The organism is Microbacterium sp. ZW T6_19, assembly GCF_044987465.1.
Classification (GTDB): domain Bacteria; phylum Actinomycetota; class Actinomycetes; order Actinomycetales; family Microbacteriaceae; genus Microbacterium; species Microbacterium natoriense_A.
Window position 1 is genome coordinate 169,923 of the sequence record NZ_JBJDRH010000004.1, and the last position, 24,815, is coordinate 194,737.

Genomic DNA, 24,815 nt, shown 5'->3' on the forward strand with positions numbered 1-24,815 from the left:
AAGGCGAACCCCGCATACGAGGGCATGGATTATCACGCCCTCAACGCGATGCTCAACCTGTACGACGCGAACGGCAAGATCCAGTTCGACGCCGACAAGCGGGCCGCGCGGGAGTACTTCCTGCAGCACGTGAACCAGAACACGGTGTTCTTCCACTCGCTCAAGGAGCGTCTGGACTATCTCGTCGAGAAGGAGTACTACGAGGGCGCCGTCCTCGAGAAGTACCCCTTCGAGTTCATCCAGAAGCTCAACGACCTCGCGTACTCGAAGAAGTTCCGGTTCGAGACCTTCCTCGGCGCGTTCAAGTACTACACCAGCTACACGCTGAAGACCTTCGACGGCAAGCGCTACCTCGAGCGCTTCGAGGACCGCGTCGTGATGACCGCTCTGGCCCTGGCCGACGGTGACGAGCAGGTCGCGGTCAACCTCGTCGAGGAGATCATCTCCGGGCGCTTCCAGCCGGCCACCCCGACCTTCCTCAACGCGGGCAAGGCCCAGCGCGGTGAGCTGGTCAGCTGCTTCCTGCTGCGCATCGAAGACAACATGGAGTCGATCGCCCGCGGCATCAACTCCGCCCTGCAGCTCTCCAAGCGCGGCGGCGGCGTGGCGCTTCTGCTGTCGAACATCCGCGAGTCGGGCGCTCCGATCAAGCAGATCGAGAACCAGTCCAGCGGCATCATCCCGGTGATGAAGCTCCTCGAAGACAGCTTCAGCTACGCCAATCAGCTGGGCGCACGTCAGGGCGCCGGTGCGGTGTACCTCAACGCGCACCACCCCGACATCATGCGCTTCCTCGACACCAAGCGCGAGAACGCCGACGAGAAGATCCGCATCAAGACCCTCTCGCTGGGCGTCGTCGTGCCGGACATCACGTTCGAGCTCGCGAAGAACGACGAGGACATGTACCTGTTCTCGCCGTACGACGTCGAGAAGGTCTACGGCGTGCCGTTCGGCGACGTCTCGGTCACCGAGAAGTACCGCGAGATGGTCGACGACCCGCGCATCAAGAAGACCAAGATCAATGCGCGCGAGTTCTTCCAGACCATCGCCGAGATCCAGTTCGAGTCGGGTTACCCGTACATCATGTTCGAGGACACGGTGAACAAGGCGAACCCGATCAAGGGCCGCATCAACATGTCCAACCTCTGCAGCGAGATCCTGCAGGTCAACACGCCGACCACGTACAACGAAGACCTCTCGTACGACCAGATCGGCAAGGACATCTCCTGCAACCTCGGCTCGATGAACATCGCTCTGGCGATGGATGGCGGCGACCTGGGCGCGACCGTCGAGACCGCGATCCGCGGACTGACCGCGGTGAGCAACCAGAGCCACATCGCCTCGGTCCGCTCGATCGAGGACGGCAACGACCGCTCCCACGCGATCGGCCTCGGCCAGATGAACCTGCACGGCTACCTCGCTCGTGAGCACGTGTACTACGGCTCCGAAGAGGGCATCGACTTCACGAACATCTACTTCTACACGGTGCTCTTCCACGCGCTGCGTGCATCGAACAAGCTCGCGATCGAGCGCGGTGTCGCCTTCGACGGCTTCGAGGACTCCACGTACGCGTCGGGCGCCTTCTTCGACAAGTACATCGACCAGAAGTGGGTCCCCGCGACCGACAAGGTCAAGGAGATGTTCGCCGGACAGTTCATCCCGACGCAGGCCGACTGGGCCGAGCTGAAGGAGTCCGTCCAGAAGCACGGCATCTACAACCAGAACCTGCAGGCCGTCCCGCCGACCGGCTCGATCTCGTACATCAACAACTCGACGAGCTCGATCCACCCGATCGCGTCGAAGATCGAGATCCGCAAGGAAGGCAAGCTCGGCCGCGTCTACTACCCGGCCGCGTTCATGACGAACGACAACCTGGAGTACTACCAGGACGCATACGAGATCGGCTACGAGAAGGTCATCGACACCTACGCGGCCGCCACGCAGCACGTCGACCAGGGCCTGTCGCTGACGCTGTTCTTCAAGGACACCGCCACCACGCGCGACATCAACCGGGCGCAGATCTACGCATGGCGCAAGGGCATCAAGACGATCTACTACATCCGTCTGCGTCAGATGGCACTGGAGGGCACCGACATGGCCGAGTGCGTCTCCTGCATGCTCTGACACTTCGACAGGCTCAGTGACCCAGTTTCAAAGAAACGACGAATCATCATGACTCCTCACCCCCCGCTCAAGCTGGTCGACAGCGTTCAGGCGATCAACTGGAACCGCATCCAGGACGACAAGGACCTCGAGGTCTGGAACCGTCTGGTGAACAACTTCTGGCTGCCCGAGAAGGTGCCGCTGTCGAACGACGTCCAGTCGTGGAACACGTTGACGCCCGAGGAGCAGTTGCTCACGATGCGCGTCTTCACCGGACTCACGCTGCTCGACACGATCCAGGGAACCGTGGGCGCCGTCTCGCTGATCCCGGACGCGATCACCCCGCACGAGGAGGCGGTGTACACCAACATCGCCTTCATGGAGTCGGTGCACGCGAAGAGCTACTCGTCCATCTTCTCGACGCTCGCGTCGACCAAGGAGATCGACGAGGCGTTCCGCTGGTCGACCGAGAATCCGAACCTTCAGAAGAAGGCTCAGATCATCATGGACTACTACCAGGGAGACGACCCGCTCAAGCGCAAGGTCGCCTCGACCCTGCTCGAGTCGTTCCTTTTCTACTCGGGCTTCTACCTGCCGATCTACTGGTCGTCCAAGGCGAAGCTGACGAACACGGCCGACCTCATCCGCCTCATCATCCGCGATGAGGCCGTGCACGGGTACTACATCGGCTACAAGTTCCAGAAGGGTCTCGAGAACGAGACCGAAGAGCGTCGTCAGGAACTGAAGGACTACACCTTCAACCTGATGTTCGAGCTCTACGACAACGAGGTGCAGTACACGCAGGACCTCTACGACGGCGTCGGCCTGACCGAGGACGTCAAGAAGTTCCTGCACTACAACGCCAACAAGGCTCTGATGAACCTCGGCTACGAGGCGATGTTCCCGTCGACCGTGACCAACGTGAACCCGGCGATCCTGTCGGCGCTCTCACCGAACGCCGACGAAAACCACGACTTCTTCTCGGGGTCGGGCTCGTCGTACGTGATCGGCAAGGCCGAGGCGACGGAAGACGACGACTGGGACTTCTGAACAAGCTGACAAAGACGGAGGGGCGGATGCTGACAGCATCCGCCCCTCCGTCTTTCTGCGATGGTCAGAGGACGTCGTCCTCGACCACCGTCGTCCCGCGCGGGCGATCGCGGCGGACGAGCAGGAGGATGAGACCGATGAGGAAGGCGACGGCGCCTGCTGCCATCAGGATGTAGCCGATCATGTCGAGGTTCACGCCCTCGAGCTGGATGTCGAGTGCGAACGTGAGGATGGCGCCGATCACGAACAGCACGATTCCGGTTCCGATGGTCATCGGGTACTCCTTTCGGAAGGGCGGCGCTGTGCCGCATCACGACGATGCCCGAGTTGTCGCGGCGCGGACAGGGCCTTGACAGGCGCCAGATCACGCGGAATACGGCTGTTCCTTCAGCATCCGCGCGAGAGGGAACGCAATGACCGGTGGCCCTGCGGATGAGGTCGCGAGCTCGCCGGTCAAGCCCACTGCTCTCATAGGGGCGGGGGCGGATACTGGGGCGATGCCTGCTCAGCTCCCCGCTCGTTCCGGAGCCGTCGACCTCGTCCGCCTCATCGCGGTGGGGGCGATCGTCGCCGGGCACGCCTTCACGAAAGAAGTCACTCAGGACTGGCTGTACACCTGGCATGTCGCGGTGTTCTTCATCCTGACCGGATATCTCTGGAAGCCGGGACGGATGCTGAGCGCCGAGGTCTCACGACGAGCGCTGAGCCTCGGTCGACCGTACGTCGCCGCGTTCGCCGTGCTCTCGGTGGCGCTCGTCGTGGTGCGACCGGGCGACGCGATCACGACGATCGTCGGCGCCGCGGAGGGCGGACGCCACGCGCAGATGCCGTTCGTCACGTTGTGGTTCGTCTCGGCGCTGTTCTTCACGGCGGTGCTGTTCCGCCTGCTTGAGCGGCTGCCCTATGCGCTGCAGTGGGCGATCGGCCTCGTCTGCGCCGTCATCGCATGGACCTGGCCGGAACCGCTCTCGCGCACGCCGCTCGGCATCGGCTACGTCGCGACCTGCCTCATCTACCTGCTGATCGGAGACGCGCTGCGCCGCGCGCGCGACCGGATCTCCCGTCCCCTTATCGCTGGCGCGATCTCGCTCGCGGTGGGCGTGGTTCTCGTCTCCGTCGGCTGGGCAGCACCTCTGGACATCAAGCTCGGTGACAACGGCACGCCGGTGGTCTCGACCCTCGCGTCGAGCGCCATCTCGATCGGTCTGATCCTCCTCGCCGAGGGGATCGTGTGGCCCGGCCGATTCTCGAGAGCGTGCACGCTCCTGGCGCTGCCGCTGCTCACGGTGGTGCTGTTGCATCCGCTCGTGCTCTGGCTCGACGTCTCGCCCTGGGCGCAGTTCGGGATCGGGCTCGTCGTGCCCCTCGTGCTCGGTCTCGCGGCGCTGCGCACGCCCCTGTCCCCGTGGATCACGGGGCAGGAGCGCGTCGCGTGACTACCGGCTACTGCTTGCGGTTCGCCGCGTAGTACGCCAGCAGAGCCTTCGTCGACGGGTCCTGGGCGGCGACGGCATCCGCGTCGCCCTCGATCGCCGGGGCGATCTGCATGGCGAGCTGCTTGCCGAGCTCGACGCCCCACTGGTCGAAGGAGTTGATGCCCCAGATCGTGCCCTGCGTGAACGTGATGTGCTCGTATAGAGCGATCAGCTGACCGAGCACCTGCGGGGTGAGAGCCGGGGCGAAGATCGAGGTCGTCGGACGGTTGCCCGCGAACGTGCGGGCGGCGACGAGGGCGCCGGTGGTGCCCTCGGACTCCACCTCGTGGGCCGTCTTGCCGAAAGCGAGTGCCTTGGTCTGCGCGAGGAAGTTCGCCAGGAACAGCGCGTGCACATCCTGCCCGCCATCGGTCAGCGGGTACGCCGGGTTCACGAATGCGATGAAGTCGGCGGGGATGAGGCGTGTGCCCTGGTGGATGAGCTGGTAGAACGCGTGCTGACCGTTGGTGCCCGGTTCACCCCAGAACACCTCTCCGGTGTCGGTCGTGACGGGCGAGCCATCCCAGCGTACGGACTTGCCGTTCGACTCCATGGTCAGCTGCTGCAGGTACGCGGGGAAGCGGCTGAGCTGCTGGGCGTAGGGGAGCACTGCGTGCGACTGGGCGCCGAAGAAGTTCACGTACCAGACGTTCAGGAGCCCCATCAGCACGGGGACGTTCTTCTCGAGCGGCGTGGTGTGCACGTGCTCGTCGACGGCGTGGAAGCCGGCGAGAAGGTCGCGGAACACGGCAGGGCCGAGCGCGATCGCGAGCGACAGGCCGATCGCGGAGTCGACCGAGTAGCGGCCGCCCACCCAGTCCCAGAACCCGAAGGCGTTGACGGGGTCGATGCCGAAGGCGGCGACCTTGTCGAGAGCGGTCGAGACGGCGACGAAGTGGTGCGAGACGGCGTCGGTGCGGGCGTCGTCGGTGTCGTCGATCGCGCCGGCCGCGGTCAACCCGGCCCACAGCCAGTCGCGCGCGAGGCGCGCGTTGGTGAGCGTCTCGAGAGTCGTGAACGTCTTCGACGCCACGATGAACAGCGTGGTCTCGGGGTCGAGATCAGCGGTCTTCTGCGCGAGGTCTGTCGGGTCGATGTTCGAGACGAACCGGGCCTGGATGCCGGCATCCGCGTACGGCTTGAGCGCTTCGTAGACCATGACCGGTCCGAGATCGGAGCCGCCGATGCCGATGTTGACGACGTGCGTGACCTTCTTGCCGGTGACGCCGCGCCACTTGCCGGTGCGCACCCGATCGGCGAAAGCGGCGAGCGAGTCGAGGACGCCCTGCACATCGGCGTCCACGTCCTGGCCGTCGACGATGAGGGCGGGGGAGCTGCCGGCCGGACGTCGAAGTGCCGTGTGCAGCACCGCGCGATCCTCGGTCGTGTTGAGGTGGGCACCCGAGAGCATCGCCTGGTAGCGCTCGGCGACGCCGGTCTCCTCGGCGAGGCGCAGGAGAGCGGCGAGGACGTCGTCGGTCACCAGGTTCTTCGACAGGTCCACATGCAGGTCGGCCAGGGGAAGCGAGAGGCGCTCTGCGCGGTCGGGATCGGCGGCGAACCAGCCGCGCAGGTCGGGGGAGAACGAGTCGCGCAGGGTGGTGAGCTCGGACCAGGCGGCAGTGCGGGTCGGATCGACGGGAGCGTTCATGGCTCCACGCTACCGCGCACGGTGGGAGCCTCAGCCATGGATGACGACATAGACCTCACACAAAGGCCGCTGTCGCTGAGAGGGCGTCTGCGTGCGTGAAGGGCGAGGAATCGCGGCTCTAGGATTGCCGTGATGGAAGCGACAGCGTGAAGGCCACGATCTGCGGGCTGGTGCTGCTCGCCGCGGCGTTCGTCGCCATGCTCGTCACGAATGACCTCGGCATCGTCCCTTTGCTGCTGATGCTCGTCGGCGGCTGGTGTCTCGGCTTCGCCTTCGTGAACCTCACGTTCCGGATGCGCCGGAACGGGCTCTTCCTGCACATCGCCGGTGCCGTCGTGATCTCCGCCGAGGGGTTCGCGATGATCGAGTTCGGGGGTCCGCTCCTCGCCGCGCTTCCCGAGCACGTCGGTGCGGCCCTGATCGTGGTGCAGATGGCCGGGATCACGGCGGTGGCCTGGATCTGGCTGGGGCTGCTCAGCAGGGTGACGGATGCTCTCACCCGCCGCGAACGCAGGAACGCACCCACCCGGACGACCTCGCAGTGGGAACGCGACGAGGGCGGTGACGGCTCGTTCGTGAGCGTCAGGGCGATCCGGCTCCGTATGCGTCAGGTGACGGTCGCGATCGTCGGTGTCGTGCTCGCCGTCTCGGGCTTCGGGATCGCGCTGCTGATCGCGTTCGACGATGCCGTCTCGCACCTCGGTGCGCGGCTGTCGATCGTCCTCATCGGCATCGTGCTCGGCCTCCCCGCCTACGCCGCGCTCAGCACCGTGCTGCGCCGACGCACCGAGGAGTGCATGATCGCTTTCGGGAACGACGAGGTCCGCCTCACGGTGGGGGAGTCGGCATCCGTCATCCGCTTCTCGGATCTCGAGCACCTGCGCTGGCGAGGGGGCAGCGACTACGCACGCGTCGAACTGCGGGGGAGAGGCGTCGACCTCTCGCTGTTCATCGGCCTCGCGAAGCCTGCGCCCGGACGCACCGCAGAGCTCCCGCCGTTGCCCCGCCGGGTCTTCACCCGACTGGAGCGGGTCGGTCTCGTCGTCACGCGCTCGCGCCGCGGCGATGTCGTGACCTTCAGCCGCACGGTATCCTGATAGCTGCCCGCAACGACAGGAGCCCCCGTGATCCTCAGCCTCATCTTCTTCCTGATCCTCTTCCTCGGAGGAATCTGGCTCATGGGCTTCGCGCAGTCGATCGCCGACTTCCAGGGGCTCGTGTTCGTGGCGGGTCTGCTCATCGTGTCGCTGTCGATCGCGTTCCTGATGCGCGCCGGCAAGAACGACGCCACCCGCCGCAGCGACAACTGGTCGGGCAACCCCACCGAGTGACGCTCAGCGCCTCTTCGCGAGGCGCGCTTCGAGGTTCGCCTTCACGGCGGGCCACTCCGGCTCGATGATCGAGAACTCGACGCTGTCGCGCAGTGCGCCGTTGCGGTAGCGGCTCATGGCCCGCATCACGCCGTCCTGCTTGGCCCCCAGGCGCTCGATCGCGGCGCGCGACTGGAAGTTCACCCACTGCGTCGTGAGACCCACGCGGAACACGCCGAGCGTCTCGAAGGCGTGCTGCATGAGCAGCAGCTTCGACTCCGCGTTCGTGCCGGTGCCGTGAGCGGAGGGGCGATTCCAGGTGTACCCGATGTGCAGCCGCGGAACGTCAGCCTCCAGGTCGTAGAACGACGTCATCCCCAGCACTCGTCCGGTCGCGTCGAAGGCCGTGAACGGCACCATCTCGCCGGTCTCGATGAGAGAGATCCGGCGATCGATCTCCGCGACCACGCCGTCAGGCGACGGCACCGAGGTGTACCAGGCGTTCTTCCAGAGGTCTCCCTCGGTCACGGCGTCGATCAGTCCGTCGGCATGCGAGGGGTCGAGCGGGCGCAGTTCGACGAGGGAGCCGGTGAGCGTGACGGGAGCGGGGGAGACGAGGAATGCCATGATGCCATTATCGTGGCGGTATGAAGACAGTACCGTTCGGCACCGCCACCGCCCCGGCCGTCATCTCCGGAATGATGCGCATCGACAGCAAGACGGATGCCGAGATCCGCGCACTGTATGACGCGGCTCGCGGAGCGGGGATCGACTTCTTCGACCACGCGGACATCTACGGCGGGCGCATGCACTATTGCGAGGAGCGGTTCGCCGAGGCCCTGGCGCTGAGCGGCGACGAGCGCGAGGAGATCGTGCTGCAGACCAAATGCGGCATCGTGCCCGCCCAGGGCACGTTCGACTTCTCGTACGAGCACATCATGACTCAGGTCGACGGCTCGCTGAAAGCGCTGCGCACCGACTACATCGACGTGCTGCTGCTGCACCGACCTGACGCACTCGTCGAACCGGAGGAGGTCGCTCGGGCCTTCGACGAGTTGGAGACGTCGGGCAAGGTCCGCGCCTTCGGCGTCTCGAACCACACGCCGCGGCAGATCGACCTGCTGCAGACCGCGGTGCGGCAGCCGATCGTCGCCAACCAGCTGCAGCTGTCGATCACGCACGCGCCGATCATCGCCCAGCCGGTCGCCGCGAACATGGCGAGCGAGGATCAGAGCGTGGTGCGCGACGGCGGCGGCATCGTCGAGTACTGCCGCATCAAGGGCATCACGGTGCAGGCATGGTCGCCCTTCCAAGGCGGATTCTTCACCGGCGTGTTCCTCGGCAACCCCGAGTACGCCGAACTCAACACCGTCATCGACCGGCTCGCGGCATCTCACGGCGTCACGCCGATCGCGATCGCGACCGCGTGGATCACGCGTCATCCGGCGAAGATGCAGGTCGTGCTCGGCACCACGACGCCCGAACGGGTGCAGGATGCCGCAGCCGGCGCCGACATCGAGCTGACCAGAGCCGAGTGGTACGAGCTGTTCCGGGCCGCAGGACACCTCCTCCCCTGAACCGGCAGCCGTCGTCTAGCCTGAAGCCATGCAGCTCGTGTTCTACCTTCTCGTCATCGCCTTGATGATCGGCGCCCTGATCGACATCATCACGCGTGACGATTCGCAGGTGCGCTTCCTGCCCAAGATGGCGTGGCTGATCATCGTGATCCTGTTGCCGCTCATCGGCGGCCTCCTGTGGTTCGCGATCGGCCGGGAGTACGCGGAGGCGGGGATCCGGCTCCCGCGCATGGCCCGACGCGAGCAGCATCCGCCTCGCACCGCGGCGCCTGCGGCGCCTGCCGTCCCCGTCGACACGCGCACCACCGAGCAGCAGATCGCCGACCTCGACCGCGAGATCGAGGAATGGCGGCTGCGCGAGGAGATCGAGAAGCGCAAACGCGACTCGACCGACAGCTAGCGGTCGAATGACTCCCTGACTGCGGCTTCCAGCGTCGGATAGCGGAATTCGAAGCCGGCTGCGCTGAGCTTCTCGGGCAGCACCCATCGGCTCTTGAGGATCAGCTCGGTCTCGGTGCGGATGCCGATCGCCCCGATCTCGAGCATCCATCGGGGCATCGGCGGCCCGATGCGGGCCCCCAGCACCGCGCGCACCGTGGCCATGAAGGTCGTGTTGTCGACCGGGTTCGGGGATGCCGCGTTCACGGGGCCGTCGAGCTCCGGATGCTCCTCCAGAAAGTCGATGATGCGCGCGACGTCGTCGACGTGCACCCAGCTGAACCGCTGTCGACCGCGTCTGGCGCCGGGCAGATGCGCGGTGCCGGCCGCTCGCCGGGCCCTGCTCACCGGCCACCATCCGTCGTGCTGGGCTCCGCCGAGGCCGAGTCGCGCGAGATTCTTCAGCGGACCGAGGACGCCGCCGTGGCCGAGCACGATCGTGCTGCGCAGTGCCACGCGGCGGGTCGTGGGCAGGTCGTCGGCGAACAGCGCCTTCTCCCAGGCCTTCGCGACCTCGACGGAGAACCCGGTGCCGATCTCGCCGGTCGACTCCGTCATCGGACGGTCCTCGGCGTGGCGGTAGATCGTCGCGGTGGAGGAGTTCACCCACAGCGCGGGCGGGTTCTCGGCTCTCGCGATCGCCCCGCTCAAGGCCTTCGTCGTGTCGAGACGCGAGCGGAAGATCTCGGCGCGGTTCTCCGCCGTGTATCGGCAGTTCACGCTCTTGCCGGCCAGACCGATCACGAGCGAGGAGCCGTCGACGGCTCGATCGATCGCGTCCTGATCATCCCAGGCGATGTCGGCGTTCGATCGCGAGATCGTCACGACCTCGCGTCCTGCTTCGCGCAATCGGGGCAGCAGGTACTGCCCCATGAATCCGCTGGAGCCGCCGATCACGACGCGTCCTGTGTTCACGGCGATGCCTCCTCGAGGCGATAGGAGAAGGAGCCGCGATACTCGTACACCCGGCCGATCAAGGGAATGTCGACGGTGAGCGCCACGCGCTGCCGGTCGATCTCGTCGTCGAAGCGCTCGCTGAGGCGGACGACCGGCGAGAGCAAGCGCGGAGCCCGCAGTCGAAGCCGGCCGAGACGGATGCCGACGGCCCTGCTCGTGAGGGCGAGCGTGCCGCCCTGCACATCGACGTCGAAGCATGCGGCGACCAGCGCGGGTTCTCCGAGCTCGTCGACGACGCGGCCGTGGCGGGTCACCGCGACGGCGTCGTGCATCGTCCAGGAGCCGCGGGCGAAGCGGAACTCACGTGTGCCGATCGCGCGAGAGGCCACCGAGCGGTTCACCACACGGAACGGCACGTCGTGCTCACCGCAGGCCGCGACCACACCGCGCCGCTCGAGCAGGCGAAGGAACGGCCACAACCAGCGCCGAGTCGTTCCCACGTACGAGAAGACGCCCTCGCCGACGCCGACCTTCCCCTCCGGGATCGGCTGGAAGTAGGCGCGCAGACGCGGGTGCAGCTCATCGATCCGGTCGCCCAGCGCCCTGGCATACGGAGACTGTGGAACGTTCCTCACGGTCAGGCGGCGGACTCGCGCAACTTGACCAGGCGCTCGTGTCCTGTCTCCTCGAGCTCGGCGATGTCGCCTCGCGATTTCAGGAAGTCCGAGAACGAACGGTAGCCGAGGGCCTTCTCGCTGAACGAGGGGTCCATTCGGCGCATGTGCGTCTTGACGGCCGAGCTGTGCAGCCACTCGTCGGCATCGGTCTTGTCGTGGCCCAGGCGCAGAGCGCGCTGCAGAAGTGCCGTGGCTTCGCCCTGCTCATCGAGGGCAGGCGGCACGGCGGAGGCTGCGGCCGTTGCGGCCTTCGTCCGCGACCTGCTCTTCGGGGCGGTCTTCGTCTTGGCGGCGGGTTCGGGCTCCGGCTCGGGGACGATCGCCGGCTCGACGACCGCCACCGGCGGTGCAGCCTTCGTGGGCCGCACCACGCCGGGCAGGGAGTCGTACGACTCGAACTCGTCGCAGGCCGCAGCCAGGGACTTCGCCGTGGAACCGGCGACGCCGACACCGATCACGTAGCGGCCGAGTCGCTTGCAGCGCTGTGCGAGCGGCACGTAATCGCTGTCGCCGGCGACGATCACGACGTGGGTCAGGTCGGGCAGCCGGAACATGTCCTCGACGGCATCGACCGCCAGACGGATGTCGGCGCCGTTCTTCGCGTACGCGGCAGCGGGGAACAGCTGCACCAGGTCGACGGCGCGGGCCACGAGCTGCGAGCGGTACTCGGCGTTCACGGGTGAGGACCAGTCGGCGTAGGCGCGAGTGAGCACGAGTGTGCCGAAGGAGGCCGCGTAGTCGATGATGGCGCCGACTTCGATCATCGCGCCCTTCAGGCGCTCGACGACCTCGGGATCGTTCGGATGCTCCGTGATGCGCTGACGGTCCTTGCCGTAGGAATTGCGGCCGTGGACGCGGTCGTACCAGGAGATGACGATGTTGTCGAAGTCCAGGTAGACGGCGACGCGGGCGTCTGTGGTCTCAGCCATTGTCGGCCTCCTCGCTCGGGTACCGCACGCCGATCTGCGCTCGGATCTCGTCGAGCGTGCCCATGATCGCCATGCTCTCGGCGACCGGCAGCACGTCGGAGTCGAGCGAGCCGTCGGCGACGTAGCGCTCGGCGGCCAGCGCCTGATACTCCATGCCCCGCCCGGCCACCTCGTCGGAGGCGAACTCCTCGACGACCGTGCCGTCCGGCAGGGTCACGCGGAAGGTCGTAGGGGAGTACCACACGCGATCTATGTCGATCCGGGCCTCTGTCCCCACGATGCTCGCGGCGTTCGGGCCCGCTCCTCGAGACGAGGAGAGCGTGGTCGACACTGCGCCTGTGCCATGCGTCATGACCGTGGCCACTTCGGCATCCGCTCCCGTCTCGATCAGACGGCCCACCGCCTTCACTGTTGTGGGGGCGCCGAGGATGTCCCACACGAAAGAGATGGGGTAGATGCCCAGATCGAGCAGGGCGCCGCCGCCGAGTTCGAGCGCGTTCAGACGATGCTCCGGATCGGAGGGGAGGAGCTGGGTGTGGTCGGCGCTCACCGCGCGGATCTCACCGAGGGTTCCTGCAGCGATGATCTCGCGGATGCGGATCATGTGCGGAAGGTAGCGCGACCACATGGCCTCCATCACCAGCAGACCGCGCTCGGCGCCGAGCCGCTGCAGGTTCTCGGCCTCTGAGCGGTTCAGCGTGAACGCCTTCTCGACGAGCACGTGCTTGCCGGCCTCGAGCGCTAGACGCGCGTTCTCGTGATGCATCGGGTGCGGCGTCGACACGTAGACGATGTCGACGTCCGGGTCGGCGACCAGCGCCTCGTAGGAGGCATGAGCGCGGGGGATCTCGAAGCGCGCCGCGAAGGCATCCGCCGATTCCTGTGAGCGCGAGCCGACCGCGACCAGATCACGCCCCGCGGTGCGGAGGTCGGATGCGAACGCGCCGGCGATGCCGCCGGTCGCGAGGATTCCCCAACGAAGACCAGTCATGGTCTCAGCGTAGTTGTTCAGCCGACGGCGAGTGCCTGATCGAGATCGGCGATGATGTCGCGCGGATCTTCCAGACCGGCCGACAGCCGGATCGTGTTCAGGGAGATGCCGGCAGCGGCTCGCTGCTCGGCGTTCAGGTGCGAGTGCGTCATCGAAGCGGGGTGGGCGACGAGGCTGCGCGCGTCGCCGATGTTCGCGACCAGGCGCACGACCTTCAGACTGTCGATGACGCGCGCGACGCGCTGCTGCGTGCCCTCGTCCTCCGCGCCCGCCAGATCGAAGGAGAACACCGAAGGGACGCCGCTCGGGAGGTACCGGGTCGCGAGGTCGTGCCAGCGGTTGCCCGCGAGGCCGGGGTGGTTCACATGGGAGACCGACGGATGCTGCGCCAGGAACTGCGCGACGGCGAACGCGGTCGACGACTGGCGCGCCACCCGCAGGTCGAGCGTCTCGATCCCCTGAAGGATCTGCCAGGCGTTGAAGGGCGACAGCGAGGGGCCGAGGTCGTGCACGTACTTGGACTTCACGAGCGCCGCGAACGCTTGCCCGATGCCGAAACGTTCCCACAGCACGAGACCGGGAACCCTCTTGTACTCGGCGGTGAACTGGGGCCAGCGCTCAGGCTGCGCGCCGAAGTCGAAGGTGCCCTGATCGACGACGACTCCGCCCAGGGAGGTGCCGTGGCCGGAGAGGAACTTGGTCGCCGAGTGCACGACGAAGTCGGCGCCGTGCTCGCCCGGGCGGACGAGATAGGGAGTGCCGACGGTGTTGTCGATCACGAGGGGGACGCCGGCATCGTGCGCGATGTCGGCGACCAGACGGATGTCGAGCACCTGCGCGACCGGGTTCGCGACCGATTCCGCGAACAGGGCGCGCGTCTCAGGACGGATCGCGGCGCGCCAGGCGTCTGCGTCGTCCTGGTCGACGAAGGTGACGTCGATGCCGAAGTCGTCGAAGGTGTCCTGGAACAGGTCGACCGTGCCGCCGTAGAGCTGGTTCGCCGCGACGATGTGTCCGCGGACACCGACGATCGCGAGCAGGGAGACCGCGACGGCGGCCTGGCCGGAGGCCACGGCGACGGCGGAGACACCCCCCTCGAGCGCGGCGACACGCTCCTCGAGCACCTGCTGGGTCGGGCTGGCGTTGCGGCTGTACAGATTGCCGCTCTTGCGCAGAGCGAACAGATCGGCGGCGTCGGCGAGCGAGGCGAACTGGAACGCGGCGGTCTGGTAGATCGGCGGGACGGCGCTGTTCTGCGGCGTCCCGGGGACGTAGCCGGCCTGGATCTGCTGGGTCGCGAACTCGCTCATCAGACCATTGTCGTGACCCCGGCCGGTCCGGCTCGGCGTATGTCGAACTGTTGCGCCCGGGGGAATAGGCGCCGCTACCGGCCGAGGAACTCCGCGACGGTGTCGAGGGCGGCGGCGTGCGCCTCGAGATGCGGGAGGTGCGCGACATCCCCCAACTCCACGAGCTCGGCGCCGGGAACGGCCGCCGCCACCTGCTGGGAGTTGCGGCGGACGTGCGCGAGGTCGAGGTCGCCGACGAGCACGAGCGTCGGCACGGCGATCTCGTCCAGGCGCTTCCAGGCGTCATCCGGCACCAGCTGTTCGCCGGGGTCGGGGGCGTGGAGGGCTATCCCGTTCATCGCCAGGAAGAGCTCTCTGGCGCGAGGCGCTGCGCGCCCAGGGCGATCAGGTCCGTCGAGCCAGACGATCGACTCCAGACGGTTCACCTCTTCGAGATCGCCCGCGGCATCCGCTTCGTCCATCTGCCGGTCGAGCTCGGCCACGATCGGATCGAGCACCGGTGCCGGTGCTCCACCGACTGCCGGTGCGATCAGCACCAGAGCCGCCACCCGATCCGGGTGCGCGAGTGCCAGGTCGATGGCGGTGCGGCCGCCCATCGAGCATCCGATGACGATGGCCCTGTCGATGCCGAGACCGTCCAGCACCGCAGCAGCGTCCGTGACCGGCGACCATCCGTCCTCGGTCTCGTATGCGGTCTCTCCATAGCCGCGAGCGTCGTATCGGATAGCGCGCATGCCGTCGCCGATGCGGGCGATCAGCGGCTCCCAGGAACTCCGGTCGGTGACGCCGGCGTGGATCATCAGCAGTGCGTCGCCGTCACCGGTCGCGTCGACCACCAGCCGGGCTCGTCCGGAGGGGATGCTGTGGCGGGTCACGGGACGAGGATGATCTTCCCGTCGGCGGCGTGCGACTCCACGAGCTCGTGCGCGCGCCCGGCCTCGGCGAGCGGCAGCTCGGGCCCCAGCTCGATCGTGAAATCCCCCGAGGCGATGAGGGCGATGGTCGCTGGGAGCGCCTCCGCACGCCAGGCGAGCTCCTGCTCGCTGAGGGGCACCGGCGAGCCGCCGGAGAAGGCTCGGATGCCGAAGGATGCCGCATCCGGACCTCGGACGATCGTGGCGATGCGCTCGCGATCAGCGACCAGGGCGAGCGACGTCTCGATCGCCTCGTCGGTACCCGCGCCGTCGAGGGCAACGGTGACGCCGCCGGGGGCGGCTTCGCGCACCCGCTCGAGCAGCCCCTCGCCGTAGGCGATGGGGATCGCGCCGAGTTCGCGGAGCTGCTCGTGCCGGGCGGGGCTCGCGGTGGCGATGACCGTGGCACCCCAGGCGACGGCGAACTGCACGGCGGCCTGGCCGACCGAGCCGGAGCCCGCATGCACGAGCAGGACGTCGCCGGCCTTGACGCCCAGCGACTTCAGGCACTGGTACGCCGTGCCGGCGGGGATGCCGATGCCGGCGCCCTCGGACGCCGTCACGGAGTCGGGAAGAGCCGCGAGGTTCGTGGCCGGTACGGCGAGGTGAGACGCATAGGTGCCCACCGTGTCGCGGATCGCGACCCGATCACCGACGCTGTACGAGTCCACGCCTTCACCGAGCGCCTCGATCACACCGGCGCCGTCGAACCCGATGCGCCGCGGCTCGACGATCGGCGGGGATGGGCGTTTTCCGGCGCGGATCTTCGCGTCGATCGGATTGACTCCGGCCGCCTCGATGCGCACCACGACCTCGCCGGGAGCGGCGAGGGGATCGGGGATCTCGGTCAGGTGCAGGACGTCGGGAGAGCCGATTTCGGTGTACACGATCGCGCGGGCCATGATGACAAGGCTAATCGCGTTTCGTCTCTGCGTTTCGTCTCGCTTCGCTCGCTCAACGACCGGGTTCGTGCTGAACTACCGGTTCGCGCTCAACGACCGGCGGGGGCGAGGGCCTTCGTGATCCGCTGAGGTGACACCGGCTGCGCCGTGCCCAGACGCTGGGCGAACACGCTCACCCGGTACTCTTCGAGCAGCCATCGCGTCTCGACGATCGCCGGAGATGCGCCGGCGACGAGCGGGATCGTGCCTCCGGCCTCTTCGTATGCCCTCGCCATCCGCTCGAACTCGCTCATGCGCGTGCGGTCCTTGCCCGGCTCGTTCGCGAGTGTCTTCAGACGATCGATCATGCCGTCGAGGTAGCGGGGGAAGTGCGCCAGTCGGTCGACACCGGCTGCCGAGATGAACCCCGGGTGCAGAAGCCCTGCGAGCTGCGTGCGGATGTCGTTCAGCGGCCCGAGCAGGGCGAGCGAGTTCTGCGACTTGATGCCGCGCTCGACCTCGCGCGATTTCGTGAGGATGCGGGCGACCAGGGAGACGCAGGCGAAGAGCTCGTCGACCAGCGTGGCCGAGACGGCATCCCGCGCCTGCTCGAAAGCGGCCTGGGTCCGGATAATGGAGCTGGGTCCCTGAGCCTGTCGAAGGGCGAGAGACCGCTGGACGACTGCCCGACGGCAGTCCTCGAGAAGCGCGGCCGCATTCTGATAGGGAGAAGCCGCGAGCGCGAGCTTCTCCTGGCTGGTCAAGTGCTCCTGCACATACGAGGTGGGCGACGGCACGTTCAGCAGCACGAGCCGCAGAACGCCGTCACGGCTCGCCGCCGCCGCAGCATCCGCCGTCGCCTCGACGCGCACCGAGACGCTCTTGACGTCGTCGACGATCGCCGGATAGCCGCGCACCACGCCGCCGGCGACCCGGGTGTCGAGCACCTCGGGGAGATCATCGAACGTCCAGGCGGTGAGGCCGGAGCGTTCGATGGACGCGGTGGACGCCACCGCTGCGGGACTGGGGCGCCTCGTCTCATCCCGCTCGCGCGAGGGCCGATCGGTGCTGAGAGATCGCGCCACGCTCGACCGAGCCCGGTCGGAGAGCCGTGCCTGGAGCTCGCCGAGGTCTCGACCGGCGCCGGCCACGCGCCCGCGCTCGTCGACGGCGCGGAAGTTCATGCGCAGGTGGGCGGGCACCCGTTCGTCGTCGAAAGCGCTCGCGGCGACGAGCTGATTCGCGAGCGGCTGGATGAGCTTCGCCAGCGCCTCCTTGAGCGTGCGCGGTGGTGTGCCGCCGTGCGACTCCGGGCCCTCGCCGGCAAGCGCCTCGCCGAACTTCTCGGCCCAGTCGGCCGCCGGCACGACATGGCGCCGGATCGCCTTCGGCAGGGCGCGGAGGAGGCCTGTGATGAGCTCGGCCCGGAGCCCCGGCACCTGCCAATCGAATCCTCGGTCCTCGATCTGGGCGAGCAGGGCCAACGGCACGACGACGCTGACTCCGTCATCCGCCGCACCCGGCTCGAAGCGGTAGGCGAGTCCGAGCACCTGGTCGCCCTGCGTCCACCTGGTGGGGAATTCGCTCTGATCGGCGCGCTCGTCATCGTCGACGAGGTCGCTCTCGCGCATCACGAGCAGCTTCGGCGTGGCCGTCAGCGCCTCGCGCCACCATTTCTCGAAGGAGCGGACGTCGAACACCTCGGCCGGGATGCGCTCATCGTAGAAGCGGAAGACCGCTTCGTCGCCGGCGAGGATGTCGCGACGGCGCTCGCGCTCCTCGAGCTTCTCGAGTCTCTTGCGCAGCTCGGCGTTGCTGCGCCAGAACGCGCTGACCCTCTTGTCGATGCGGGACGGATCCCATTCGCCTTCGACCAGTGCGTGCCGCAGGAACAGCTCGCGGGAAGCCGCCCGATCGATGCGCGCGAACTGCACGCGGCGGCGGGGGATGATCTCCACTCCGAACAGGGTCACCTTCTCATAGGCGACCGCGGCTCCTGCGTCCTTCGACCAGTGCGGCTCGGTGACCTGCCGCTTGGCGAGGTCGCCCGCGAGAGACTCCGCCCATGCAGGGTCGATCGCGGCGACCGTCCGCGCGAAAGTGCGCGAGGTCTCGACGATCTCGGCTGCCATCACCGCCTGCGGGCTCTTCTTGCGGAGTCCTGAACCGGGGAAGATCGAGAAGCGGATGCCGCGGGCTCCCCGGTACTCGGCGATCCTGCGCTTCGCGTCCTTGGGCGGCGTCTTGCTCTGCCCTCTGGCGGGCGCGCTGCGCTCGTCGAGGATGCCGATCTGCGACAGCAGTCCCGACAGGAGCGCCCTGTGGATCGCGTCAGGATCCACCGCACCGGTCGTTCTGGGATTCTTCACGAGGCTCTGCAGCTGGCGGTGCACGTCGAACCACTCCCGCACGCGGACGTAGTTCAGGTGCTCGCTGCGGCACATGCGCCGGAAGGCGCTGGAGCCGAGCTCCTTCTGCTGTTCGCGCAGGTGGTTCCACAGGTTGAGCAGCGTGAGGAAGTCGCTCGTCGGATCGACGAAACGGGCGTGCATCCGGTCGGCCTCGTCGCGCACGCCCTGCGGGGCCTCGGCGGAGGGGCGCTCGCGGACGTCCTGGATCGAGAGTCCGGCGACGATGGGCAGCACGTCTCTGAGAACAGGGGCCGCTGAGCCTGTCGACGAGCGAGACGCCTCGACGATCATCCGTGCGAATCGCGGGTCCATCGGCATTCGCGCGATGTCGCGCCCGATGCGGGTGAGCCGATGCGACGGCGTGCCTGATACCGCCGAAGCGTCGCTCGTCACCGCGCCGAGCTCGCCGAGCAGGTCGAGGGCGGCCTTCACGCCGCGCGAGTCGGGGGGAGTGAGGAACGGGAACTCCGTGATGTCACCGAAGCCGAGCGACAGCATCTGCAGCACGACCGAGGCGAGCGAGGTACGCAGGATCTCGGGCTCGGTGAACTCGGGGCGCCCTGCGAAATCGTCTTCGCCGTACAGACGGATCGCGATTCCGTCGCTGGTTCGACCCGCTCGACCGGAACGCTGATTCGCCGAGGCCTGCGACACGGGCTCGATCGGCAGGCGCTGCACTTTGGAGCGGTTGCTGTAGCGCGAGATGCGGGCGGTGCCGGTGTCGATCACGTACTTGATGCCCGGCACCGTGAGGCTCGTCTCGGCGACGTTCGTGGCGAGGACGACCCGACGGCGGAGGCCGGCGACCGCAGAGCGCTCGAACACCCTGTGCTGTTCGGCGGCGGAGAGCCGGCCGTACAGCGGCAGCACCTCGACGGGCGCGGTGTGCGAACGATACGCGCCACGCACGGCGTCCGCTGCGTCGCGGATCTCGGCCTCACCAGGGAGGAAGACCAGTACGTCACCAGCCGCTTCGCGATCGAGCTCCTGCAGGGCCTTCACGATCGCGGTCACCTCGTCGCCCGGTTCCTGATCGCCGCCCCGCGACGGGCTCAGGGATGCTGTCGACTCGTCATCGACCAGCGGGCGGTATCTGATCTCGACGGGGTACGTGCGCCCGGAGACTTCGATGACGGGGGCGGGCCGTCCCGTCGAGTCCGCGAAGTGCTTCGCGAAGCTCTCCGGGTCGATCGTGGCCGACGTGATGATGAGCTTGAGGTCCGGCCGCTCCGGCAGGATGCGAACGAGGTAGCCGAGCAGGAAGTCGACGTTCAGCGAGCGCTCGTGCGCCTCGTCGATGATGATCGTGTCGTAGCGGCGGAGCAGTCTGTCGCGGTGGATCTCGTTCAACAGGATGCCGTCGGTCATCAGCGCCACACGGGTCTCGTCGGAGACCTGGTCGGTGAAGCGCACCTTGTAGCCGACGAGACCGCCCAGATCGACCTGCAGCTCCTCGGCCACGCGCTCGGCGATCGTGCGGGCGGCGAGCCGGCGGGGCTGGGTGTGCGCGATCCGCTCGCGTCCGAGGTCGAGGCAGATCTTCGGCAGCTGCGTCGTCTTGCCCGAGCCGGTCGCGCCGGCGACGATCACGACCTGGTTGTCGCGGATCGCGTCGGCGATCTCTTCCCTGGCTGCGCTGACGGGCAGCTCAGGGGGATAGGTGATCACGGGAGAAGACATAGCCCTCCATCGTATGCCGGGATCGAGCACATACGATCGTCGGATGACGAGAGCGCTGCACTGGTTCCGCGAGTTCGGACGTCCCCCGCGGATCCTGGGGCTGGATGTCGCCCGTGGCCTCGCGATCCTCGGCATGGCGGGAGCTCACATCGGGGAGACGGGGTCGTTCGACCCGTTCGACCCGTCGACGTGGTCGTCGCTCGTGCACGGGCGCTCGTCGATCCTGTTCGCGGTGCTCGCAGGCGTCTCGATCGCGCTGATGACCGGACGCAGCGACCTGCCGGACCCTGCGCGAATCCCGAGCCTGCGGCTGAACCTCGTCGGACGCGGAGCCGTGATCTTCGTGATCGGACTCGTCCTGGAGATGTTCGGCACGCCGATCGCGGTGATCCTCACGCTGTACGGTCTGCTCTACGTCGCGGTGATCCCGTTCCTCCGCTGGCGTCCGTCGTCTCTGCTTCTCGCGGCGGCCGTGCTGGCGGTCGCAGGACCGCCGCTGCTCGCGCTCGTGACGGCGCTGACGCTGCACCCTTACGGAGCCGGGATCGGTTTCGTGCTCTACGGCTCGTATCCCATCACCGTGTGGATGGCGTTCGTGCTGGGTGGCATGGCACTCGGGCGCCTGCGCGTCGAACAGGCCGAGACCGCGGCGATCGCACTCGGTGCGGGCGTCGGACTCACGGTCATCGGATACGGCCTGGGAGCGGTGGGGATGGTCGCCGGGATCGGCACGCCCCAGGGCGCCGGCGGGTCGGGAGAGGGCGGCTGGGGTGCGTATCCGCAGGCGCTGGCAGATGCCGATCCGCTCGGGGCCGTGCTCGCCTCGGTCTTCGCGGTCGACCCGCATACAGGCGGCGTCGCCGAGATCCTCGGCTCCGGGGGCTTCGCGCTCGTGGTGATCTCGCTGTGCCTGCTGCTCGCCCGACCTCTGCGCTGGATGCTGCTTCCGCTCGGCGCCCTGGGCTCCATGCCTCTGTCGGCATACAGTCTGCACGTCGTCTCCGCCGCGCTCATCAGCGGCCCCGGCGGCTTCGTCCAGAGCAACGCCTTCTGGGCGCTGACGGCGCTCGCACTCATCGTCATCGCGACCGCGTGGTCGGTGTTCGTGGGCCGCGGCCCTCTGGAGAGGCTGGTCGGCGCAGCGGCCCGCGCTATGGCGAGCCCACCCCGGACGACCGGTCATAGGCTGGACTCATGACGATTCCTGCACTCGAACTGAACGACGGCCATTCCATCCCACAGCTCGGCTACGGCGTCTTCAAGGTGCCGGCCGACGAGACCGAGCAGGCCGTGAGCCAGGCTCTCGAGATCGGCTACCGCCACATCGACACCGCTGCCATCTACGGCAACGAGGAGGGTGTGGGTGCGGCGATCGCGGCATCCGGCATCCCTCGCGACGAGCTGTTCATCACCACGAAGCTGTGGAACGATCGGCACCACGGCGACGAGTCGAACGCTGCGATCGCCGAGAGCCTCGAGAAGCTCGGCCTCGAGCAGGTCGACCTCTACCTCGTGCACTGGCCGACCCCGGCGAAGGACGACTACGTGCACGCGTTCTCGAAGCTCATCGAGATCCGCGATGCGGGCCTCACCCGCAGCATCGGCGTCTCGAACTTCCTCGTCCCGCATCTCGAGCGCATCGTCGCCGAGACGGGTGTCACTCCCGCGGTCGATCAGATCGAGCTGCACCCGGCGTACCAGCAGCGCGATGTCGTGGACTGGGCATCCGATCACGGGGTCCGCATCGAGTCCTGGGGTCCGCTCGGGCAGGGCAAGTACGACCTGTTCGGCACCCCCGCGGTGGCTGATGCCGCAGCAGCTCACGAGGTCACGCCTGCCCAGGCGGTGCTTCGCTGGCATCTGCAGAAGGGGAACATCGTCTTCCCCAAGTCGGTGCGTCCCGAGCGCCTGCGCGAGAACCTCGACGTGTTCGGTTTCGAGCTGACCGACGCGGAGATCGCGGCGATCGACGCCCTCGATCCTCTCGACGGAACCGGCCGCGTCGGTTCGCACCCGGACGACGTGAACTGACGTAATGATTCCTCCGATGACGCCCCGTGTCGCTCCCCGCGACGCGGGGCGTCGCCGGGAGTAGCTTCATCGACATGACAGCTGCCTACCGTGTCGTCGCCGTGTCCGGTTCGCTTCACGAGCCGAGCAAGACCACCGCGCTCATCCGCGCCATCGGCGCGGCGATCGCCGAGCGCGCCGAGATCGAGTTCGAACTGATCGAGCTCACCGACATCGGGCCGGCGCTGGCCGGAGCCCTCCGCCGCGACCAGCTTCCGCTTCAGGTCGAGGAGAAGATCGTCGCGATCGAGCAGGCGGATCTGCTGATCGTGGGCAGCCCGGTCTACCGGGCATCGTTCACCGGGCTGTTCAAGCACCTCTTCGACTTCGTCGGGCAGTACGAGCTCGTCGGCAAGCCCGTGCTGCTGGCGGCGACGGGCGGTGGCGAACGTCACGCGCTCATCATCGAGCACCAGTTGCGGCCGCTGTTCGCCTTCTTCCAGGCGCTCACCCTCCCGCTGGGCGTGTACGCGAGCGACACCGACTTCGCCGGCTACGTGATCGAGTCGGAGGTGCTGCGATCGCGCATCGCCTTGGCTGCCGAACGAGCGCTGCCGCTCGTCGGGTACGCGGCGACCAGACCGGTGGAGCTCCTCGCCGGCTGAGATGCACGGAGCCGGCTGAGCCTCGCACAGGCGTAGCGTTACAGAGGTGACGAACCGACTGGCAGACACGCTCAGCCCGTACCTGCGGGCGCACGCCGAGAATCCCGTCGACTGGTATCCGTGGGGGCCCGAAGCCTTCGCCGAGGCGCAGCGGCGCGACGTTCCGCTGTTGATCTCGATCGGCTACTCGACCTGCCACTGGTGCCACGTGATGGCGAGGGAGTCCTTCTCGGACCCTGCGATCGCGGCCCTGATCGACGAGGGCTTCGTCGCGATCAAGGTCGATCGGGAGGAGCATCCCGACGTCGACGGCGCCTACATGGCCGCGGCATCCGCCTTCACCCAGAACCTGGGCTGGCCGTTGACCGTGTTCGCGACTCTGCGAGGACGCACCTTCTACGCCGGCACCTACTGGCCGCCCGAGGCTCGCCCGCCGATGCCGGCGTTCCGCGACGTGCTCGCGGCGGTGCGTGAAGCCTGGACGCTGCGGCGGGCGCAGGCGGAGGAGTCTGCGGATGCCGTCGCCGACGCTCTCGCCCGCGCGGCGCAGTCCGTACCAGCCGACCTGCCCGACACCGCCGATCTCGCGACCGCGGCCACCGCGATCGCCGGTCGGGAGGACCGCATCCACGGCGGCTTCGGCGGCGCCCCGAAGTTCCCGGTGGCGACGGTGCTCGGCTTCCTCCTGAGCCCGCTGGTGCGACGTGACGTCCCGGACGCATCGGCGGCGGGCGTCCGTGCGTTCGACGCGATGGCCGCGTCCGCATTGCGTGACGAAGACGGCGGCTTCTTCCGGTACGCGACGCAGAGCGACTGGACGGTGCCGCACTACGAGCGGATGCTGACCGACAACGCCCAGCTGCTCGACATCGCACTCGAGGTGGGGGACGACGCGGTGGCGCGAGGCGTCGCCGACTTCCTCATCGCCACCCTTCGTCGTCCCGGTGGCGGCTTCGGAGCCGCACAGGATTCGGAGTCCTGGATCGACGGGCGCCGCGACGAGGGCGGCTACTACCTGCGCGCCGTCACGGCGCGAGCAGGTCTCCAGCCGCCCGAGGTCGACGGAAAGATCATCACGGGTTGGAACGGGCTCGCGATCGGCGCTCTCTCCCGCGCCGGCGCGCGACTCGGCGATCCGTCGCTCGTGTCGGCCGCTGCGGAGGCCGCGGAGGCCGTGCTCCGGCAGAATCGCGATCAGGACGGCAGGCTCGTGCGTGCGTCGCTCGACGGGGTCGCATCGACGGCATCGGCGACCGCATCCGATCTCGCTCTTCTCGCAGACGGGCTGTTCGCGCTCGCCGCAGCCAGCGGCGACGCGTCGTGGGCCGTGACCGGGCGCGCTGTGCTCGACGAATCGCTTTCCGGGGTGGGCGGCGATCCGTTGCTGTCGGAACAGGGCATCGCGACGGCCCCCGACCAGACCGACGGCGATCTGCCCTCTGACGCCGCCTCCGTCGCCATGGCCGCACTGTCTGCCTGGCGACTCGGGGCGGGGGAGCACTACCGGGATTCGGCCGTCGTGATCGTGCGCTCGCTCTCGAAGAGCGCGCGGGAGCAGCCGTTCGCGCACGGCAGCCTGCTGCGGGTGGCCGCCGCTCTCAACGAGGCTCCACGGCAGGTGGTCGCGGTCACCGCTGCACGTGACGGCGATCTCGCGGCGGCGGCGCGGGCAGCTGATGCGGACGTGATCGCCGTGGTGACGCCGACGCAGGCTGCGGAGTTCGCAGACGCCGGATTCGAGCTGTTCGACGCACGGGCCGACGTGGCGGAGAGGGTGTACGACTGCCGCGGTTTCGTGTGCCGCCTGCCGGTGAGCGAGCCCGCCGAGGTGATCGCGGCGCGCTGA

At 67.9% G+C, this 24,815-nt stretch carries 22 protein-coding genes; 11 read left to right on the forward strand and 11 right to left on the reverse strand.

The annotated features are described in order from the left end of the window. The first annotated feature begins 24 nt into the window (after nucleotides 1-24). Entirely contained in the window at nucleotides 25-2,124 is a 2,100-nt protein-coding gene (gene nrdE / locus ACI3KT_RS07860) for a class 1b ribonucleoside-diphosphate reductase subunit alpha (RefSeq protein WP_404903698.1), read from the forward strand. A gap of 48 nt (nucleotides 2,125-2,172) precedes the next feature. Further along, on the forward strand, nucleotides 2,173-3,153 hold the full coding sequence (gene nrdF / locus ACI3KT_RS07865; protein WP_307298255.1) for a class 1b ribonucleoside-diphosphate reductase subunit beta: 981 nt from the start codon (nucleotides 2,173-2,175) through the stop codon (nucleotides 3,151-3,153). A 64-nt stretch (nucleotides 3,154-3,217) separates the two neighbouring features. On the opposite strand, the gene ACI3KT_RS07870 is transcribed toward nrdF, so the two are convergent. Next, on the reverse strand, nucleotides 3,218-3,427 hold the full coding sequence (locus ACI3KT_RS07870) for a DUF6458 family protein (protein ID WP_307298253.1): 210 nt from the start codon (nucleotides 3,425-3,427) through the stop codon (nucleotides 3,218-3,220). 223 nt (nucleotides 3,428-3,650) lie between these two features. Here ACI3KT_RS07870 and ACI3KT_RS07875 point away from each other — a divergent pair, with 223 nt between their 5' ends. Continuing rightward, nucleotides 3,651-4,589 (forward strand): acyltransferase family protein, encoded by a 939-nt coding sequence (locus ACI3KT_RS07875; protein ID WP_404903473.1) that lies wholly within the window; start codon nucleotides 3,651-3,653, stop codon nucleotides 4,587-4,589. A 7-nt stretch (nucleotides 4,590-4,596) separates the two neighbouring features. Here the strand turns inward: ACI3KT_RS07875 and pgi are convergent, their stop codons facing one another. Next, nucleotides 4,597-6,279, reverse strand: a complete 1,683-nt coding sequence (pgi, locus tag ACI3KT_RS07880) for a glucose-6-phosphate isomerase (RefSeq protein WP_404903475.1) — start codon at nucleotides 6,277-6,279, stop codon at nucleotides 4,597-4,599. 146 nt (nucleotides 6,280-6,425) lie between these two features. Here pgi and ACI3KT_RS07885 point away from each other — a divergent pair, with 146 nt between their 5' ends. Both ACI3KT_RS07885 and ACI3KT_RS07890 read left to right on the forward strand, forming a co-directional pair. Further along, nucleotides 6,426-7,376, forward strand: coding sequence for a hypothetical protein (locus tag ACI3KT_RS07885; protein ID WP_404903477.1), 951 nt, complete (start codon nucleotides 6,426-6,428; stop codon nucleotides 7,374-7,376). 27 nt (nucleotides 7,377-7,403) lie between these two features. Next, nucleotides 7,404-7,610 (forward strand): hypothetical protein, encoded by a 207-nt coding sequence (locus ACI3KT_RS07890; RefSeq protein ID WP_307298248.1) that lies wholly within the window; start codon nucleotides 7,404-7,406, stop codon nucleotides 7,608-7,610. A gap of 3 nt (nucleotides 7,611-7,613) precedes the next feature. Here ACI3KT_RS07890 and ACI3KT_RS07895 read toward each other — a convergent pair whose 3' ends face one another. Continuing rightward, nucleotides 7,614-8,216 (reverse strand): GNAT family N-acetyltransferase, encoded by a 603-nt coding sequence (locus tag ACI3KT_RS07895; RefSeq protein WP_307298246.1) that lies wholly within the window; start codon nucleotides 8,214-8,216, stop codon nucleotides 7,614-7,616. Between the two features lie 20 nt (nucleotides 8,217-8,236). On the opposite strand from ACI3KT_RS07895, the gene ACI3KT_RS07900 reads away from it, so the two are divergent. Together ACI3KT_RS07900 and ACI3KT_RS07905 are read left to right on the forward strand one after the other, a co-directional pair. Next, on the forward strand, nucleotides 8,237-9,166 hold the full coding sequence (locus ACI3KT_RS07900; RefSeq protein ID WP_404903479.1) for an aldo/keto reductase family oxidoreductase: 930 nt from the start codon (nucleotides 8,237-8,239) through the stop codon (nucleotides 9,164-9,166). A 28-nt stretch (nucleotides 9,167-9,194) separates the two neighbouring features. Continuing rightward, nucleotides 9,195-9,566, forward strand: a complete 372-nt coding sequence (locus ACI3KT_RS07905) for a PLDc N-terminal domain-containing protein (protein WP_307298243.1) — start codon at nucleotides 9,195-9,197, stop codon at nucleotides 9,564-9,566. Here the strand turns inward: ACI3KT_RS07905 and ACI3KT_RS07910 are convergent. The 8 genes from ACI3KT_RS07910 to hrpA form a co-directional block, all read right to left on the reverse strand. Then, on the reverse strand, nucleotides 9,563-10,519 hold the full coding sequence (locus ACI3KT_RS07910) for an epimerase (protein ID WP_404903481.1): 957 nt from the start codon (nucleotides 10,517-10,519) through the stop codon (nucleotides 9,563-9,565). The two genes, ACI3KT_RS07905 and ACI3KT_RS07910, sit on opposite strands and share 4 nt — an antisense overlap. Further along, entirely contained in the window at nucleotides 10,516-11,136 is a 621-nt protein-coding gene (locus ACI3KT_RS07915) for a DUF4166 domain-containing protein (RefSeq protein WP_404903483.1), read from the reverse strand. Before ACI3KT_RS07915 ends, ACI3KT_RS07910 begins: the two co-directional genes overlap by 4 nt. A gap of 2 nt (nucleotides 11,137-11,138) precedes the next feature. Continuing rightward, nucleotides 11,139-12,107: an NYN domain-containing protein gene (locus tag ACI3KT_RS07920; protein ID WP_292907881.1), complete on the reverse strand. Its 969-nt coding sequence runs from the start codon at nucleotides 12,105-12,107 to the stop codon at nucleotides 11,139-11,141. Then, the gene (locus tag ACI3KT_RS07925; RefSeq protein ID WP_404903485.1) at nucleotides 12,100-13,098 is read right to left on the reverse strand and encodes a Gfo/Idh/MocA family protein; all 999 of its coding nucleotides are present in this window, start codon (nucleotides 13,096-13,098) and stop codon (nucleotides 12,100-12,102) included. The genes ACI3KT_RS07920 and ACI3KT_RS07925 overlap by 8 nt, the downstream gene beginning before the upstream one ends. A gap of 17 nt (nucleotides 13,099-13,115) precedes the next feature. Then, nucleotides 13,116-14,408, reverse strand: a complete 1,293-nt coding sequence (locus ACI3KT_RS07930; RefSeq protein WP_292907877.1) for an O-acetylhomoserine aminocarboxypropyltransferase/cysteine synthase family protein — start codon at nucleotides 14,406-14,408, stop codon at nucleotides 13,116-13,118. A gap of 74 nt (nucleotides 14,409-14,482) precedes the next feature. Further along, complete coding sequence (locus ACI3KT_RS07935; protein ID WP_292907875.1) at nucleotides 14,483-15,283, reverse strand: alpha/beta fold hydrolase; 801 nt, start codon at nucleotides 15,281-15,283, stop codon at nucleotides 14,483-14,485. After that, entirely contained in the window at nucleotides 15,280-16,224 is a 945-nt protein-coding gene (locus tag ACI3KT_RS07940; protein WP_404903487.1) for a zinc-binding alcohol dehydrogenase family protein, read from the reverse strand. The genes ACI3KT_RS07935 and ACI3KT_RS07940 overlap by 4 nt, the downstream gene beginning before the upstream one ends. 89 nt (nucleotides 16,225-16,313) lie before the next feature. After that, nucleotides 16,314-20,294 (reverse strand): ATP-dependent RNA helicase HrpA, encoded by a 3,981-nt coding sequence (gene hrpA / locus ACI3KT_RS07945; RefSeq protein WP_404903488.1) that lies wholly within the window; start codon nucleotides 20,292-20,294, stop codon nucleotides 16,314-16,316. Nucleotides 20,295-20,337: 43 nt separating this feature from the next. Here hrpA and ACI3KT_RS07950 point away from each other — a divergent pair, with 43 nt between their 5' ends. The 4 genes from ACI3KT_RS07950 to ACI3KT_RS07965 all read left to right on the forward strand — a co-directional run bounded on the left by ACI3KT_RS07950 (nucleotide 20,338) and on the right by ACI3KT_RS07965 (nucleotide 24,815). Then, nucleotides 20,338-21,492: a heparan-alpha-glucosaminide N-acetyltransferase domain-containing protein gene (locus tag ACI3KT_RS07950; protein ID WP_404903490.1), complete on the forward strand. Its 1,155-nt coding sequence runs from the start codon at nucleotides 20,338-20,340 to the stop codon at nucleotides 21,490-21,492. Then, complete coding sequence (locus tag ACI3KT_RS07955) at nucleotides 21,489-22,325, forward strand: aldo/keto reductase (RefSeq protein ID WP_404903492.1); 837 nt, start codon at nucleotides 21,489-21,491, stop codon at nucleotides 22,323-22,325. The genes ACI3KT_RS07950 and ACI3KT_RS07955 overlap by 4 nt, the downstream gene beginning before the upstream one ends. A 74-nt stretch (nucleotides 22,326-22,399) precedes the next feature. Then, on the forward strand, nucleotides 22,400-22,969 hold the full coding sequence (gene msuE, locus ACI3KT_RS07960; protein WP_292907869.1) for an FMN reductase: 570 nt from the start codon (nucleotides 22,400-22,402) through the stop codon (nucleotides 22,967-22,969). A gap of 46 nt (nucleotides 22,970-23,015) precedes the next feature. After that, nucleotides 23,016-24,815: a thioredoxin domain-containing protein gene (locus tag ACI3KT_RS07965; RefSeq protein WP_404903494.1), complete on the forward strand. Its 1,800-nt coding sequence runs from the start codon at nucleotides 23,016-23,018 to the stop codon at nucleotides 24,813-24,815.

Coding starts and splice junctions, on each gene's coding strand:
- nrdE (WP_404903698.1), top strand. CDS start 25: ATGGATTATCACGCCCTCAACGCGATGCTCAACCTGTACGACGCGAAC.
- nrdF (WP_307298255.1), top strand. CDS start 2,173: ATGACTCCTCACCCCCCGCTCAAGCTGGTCGACAGCGTTCAGGCGATC.
- ACI3KT_RS07870 (WP_307298253.1), bottom strand. CDS start 3,427: ATGACCATCGGAACCGGAATCGTGCTGTTCGTGATCGGCGCCATCCTC.
- ACI3KT_RS07875 (WP_404903473.1), top strand. CDS start 3,651: ATGCCTGCTCAGCTCCCCGCTCGTTCCGGAGCCGTCGACCTCGTCCGC.
- pgi (WP_404903475.1), bottom strand. CDS start 6,279: ATGAACGCTCCCGTCGATCCGACCCGCACTGCCGCCTGGTCCGAGCTC.
- ACI3KT_RS07895 (WP_307298246.1), bottom strand. CDS start 8,216: ATGGCATTCCTCGTCTCCCCCGCTCCCGTCACGCTCACCGGCTCCCTC.
- ACI3KT_RS07900 (WP_404903479.1), top strand. CDS start 8,237: ATGAAGACAGTACCGTTCGGCACCGCCACCGCCCCGGCCGTCATCTCC.
- ACI3KT_RS07905 (WP_307298243.1), top strand. CDS start 9,195: ATGCAGCTCGTGTTCTACCTTCTCGTCATCGCCTTGATGATCGGCGCC.
- ACI3KT_RS07920 (WP_292907881.1), bottom strand. CDS start 12,107: ATGGCTGAGACCACAGACGCCCGCGTCGCCGTCTACCTGGACTTCGAC.
- ACI3KT_RS07925 (WP_404903485.1), bottom strand. CDS start 13,098: ATGACTGGTCTTCGTTGGGGAATCCTCGCGACCGGCGGCATCGCCGGC.
- ACI3KT_RS07930 (WP_292907877.1), bottom strand. CDS start 14,408: ATGAGCGAGTTCGCGACCCAGCAGATCCAGGCCGGCTACGTCCCCGGG.
- ACI3KT_RS07940 (WP_404903487.1), bottom strand. CDS start 16,224: ATGGCCCGCGCGATCGTGTACACCGAAATCGGCTCTCCCGACGTCCTG.
- hrpA (WP_404903488.1), bottom strand. CDS start 20,294: ATGTCTTCTCCCGTGATCACCTATCCCCCTGAGCTGCCCGTCAGCGCA.
- ACI3KT_RS07950 (WP_404903490.1), top strand. CDS start 20,338: ATGACGAGAGCGCTGCACTGGTTCCGCGAGTTCGGACGTCCCCCGCGG.
- ACI3KT_RS07955 (WP_404903492.1), top strand. CDS start 21,489: ATGACGATTCCTGCACTCGAACTGAACGACGGCCATTCCATCCCACAG.
- msuE (WP_292907869.1), top strand. CDS start 22,400: ATGACAGCTGCCTACCGTGTCGTCGCCGTGTCCGGTTCGCTTCACGAG.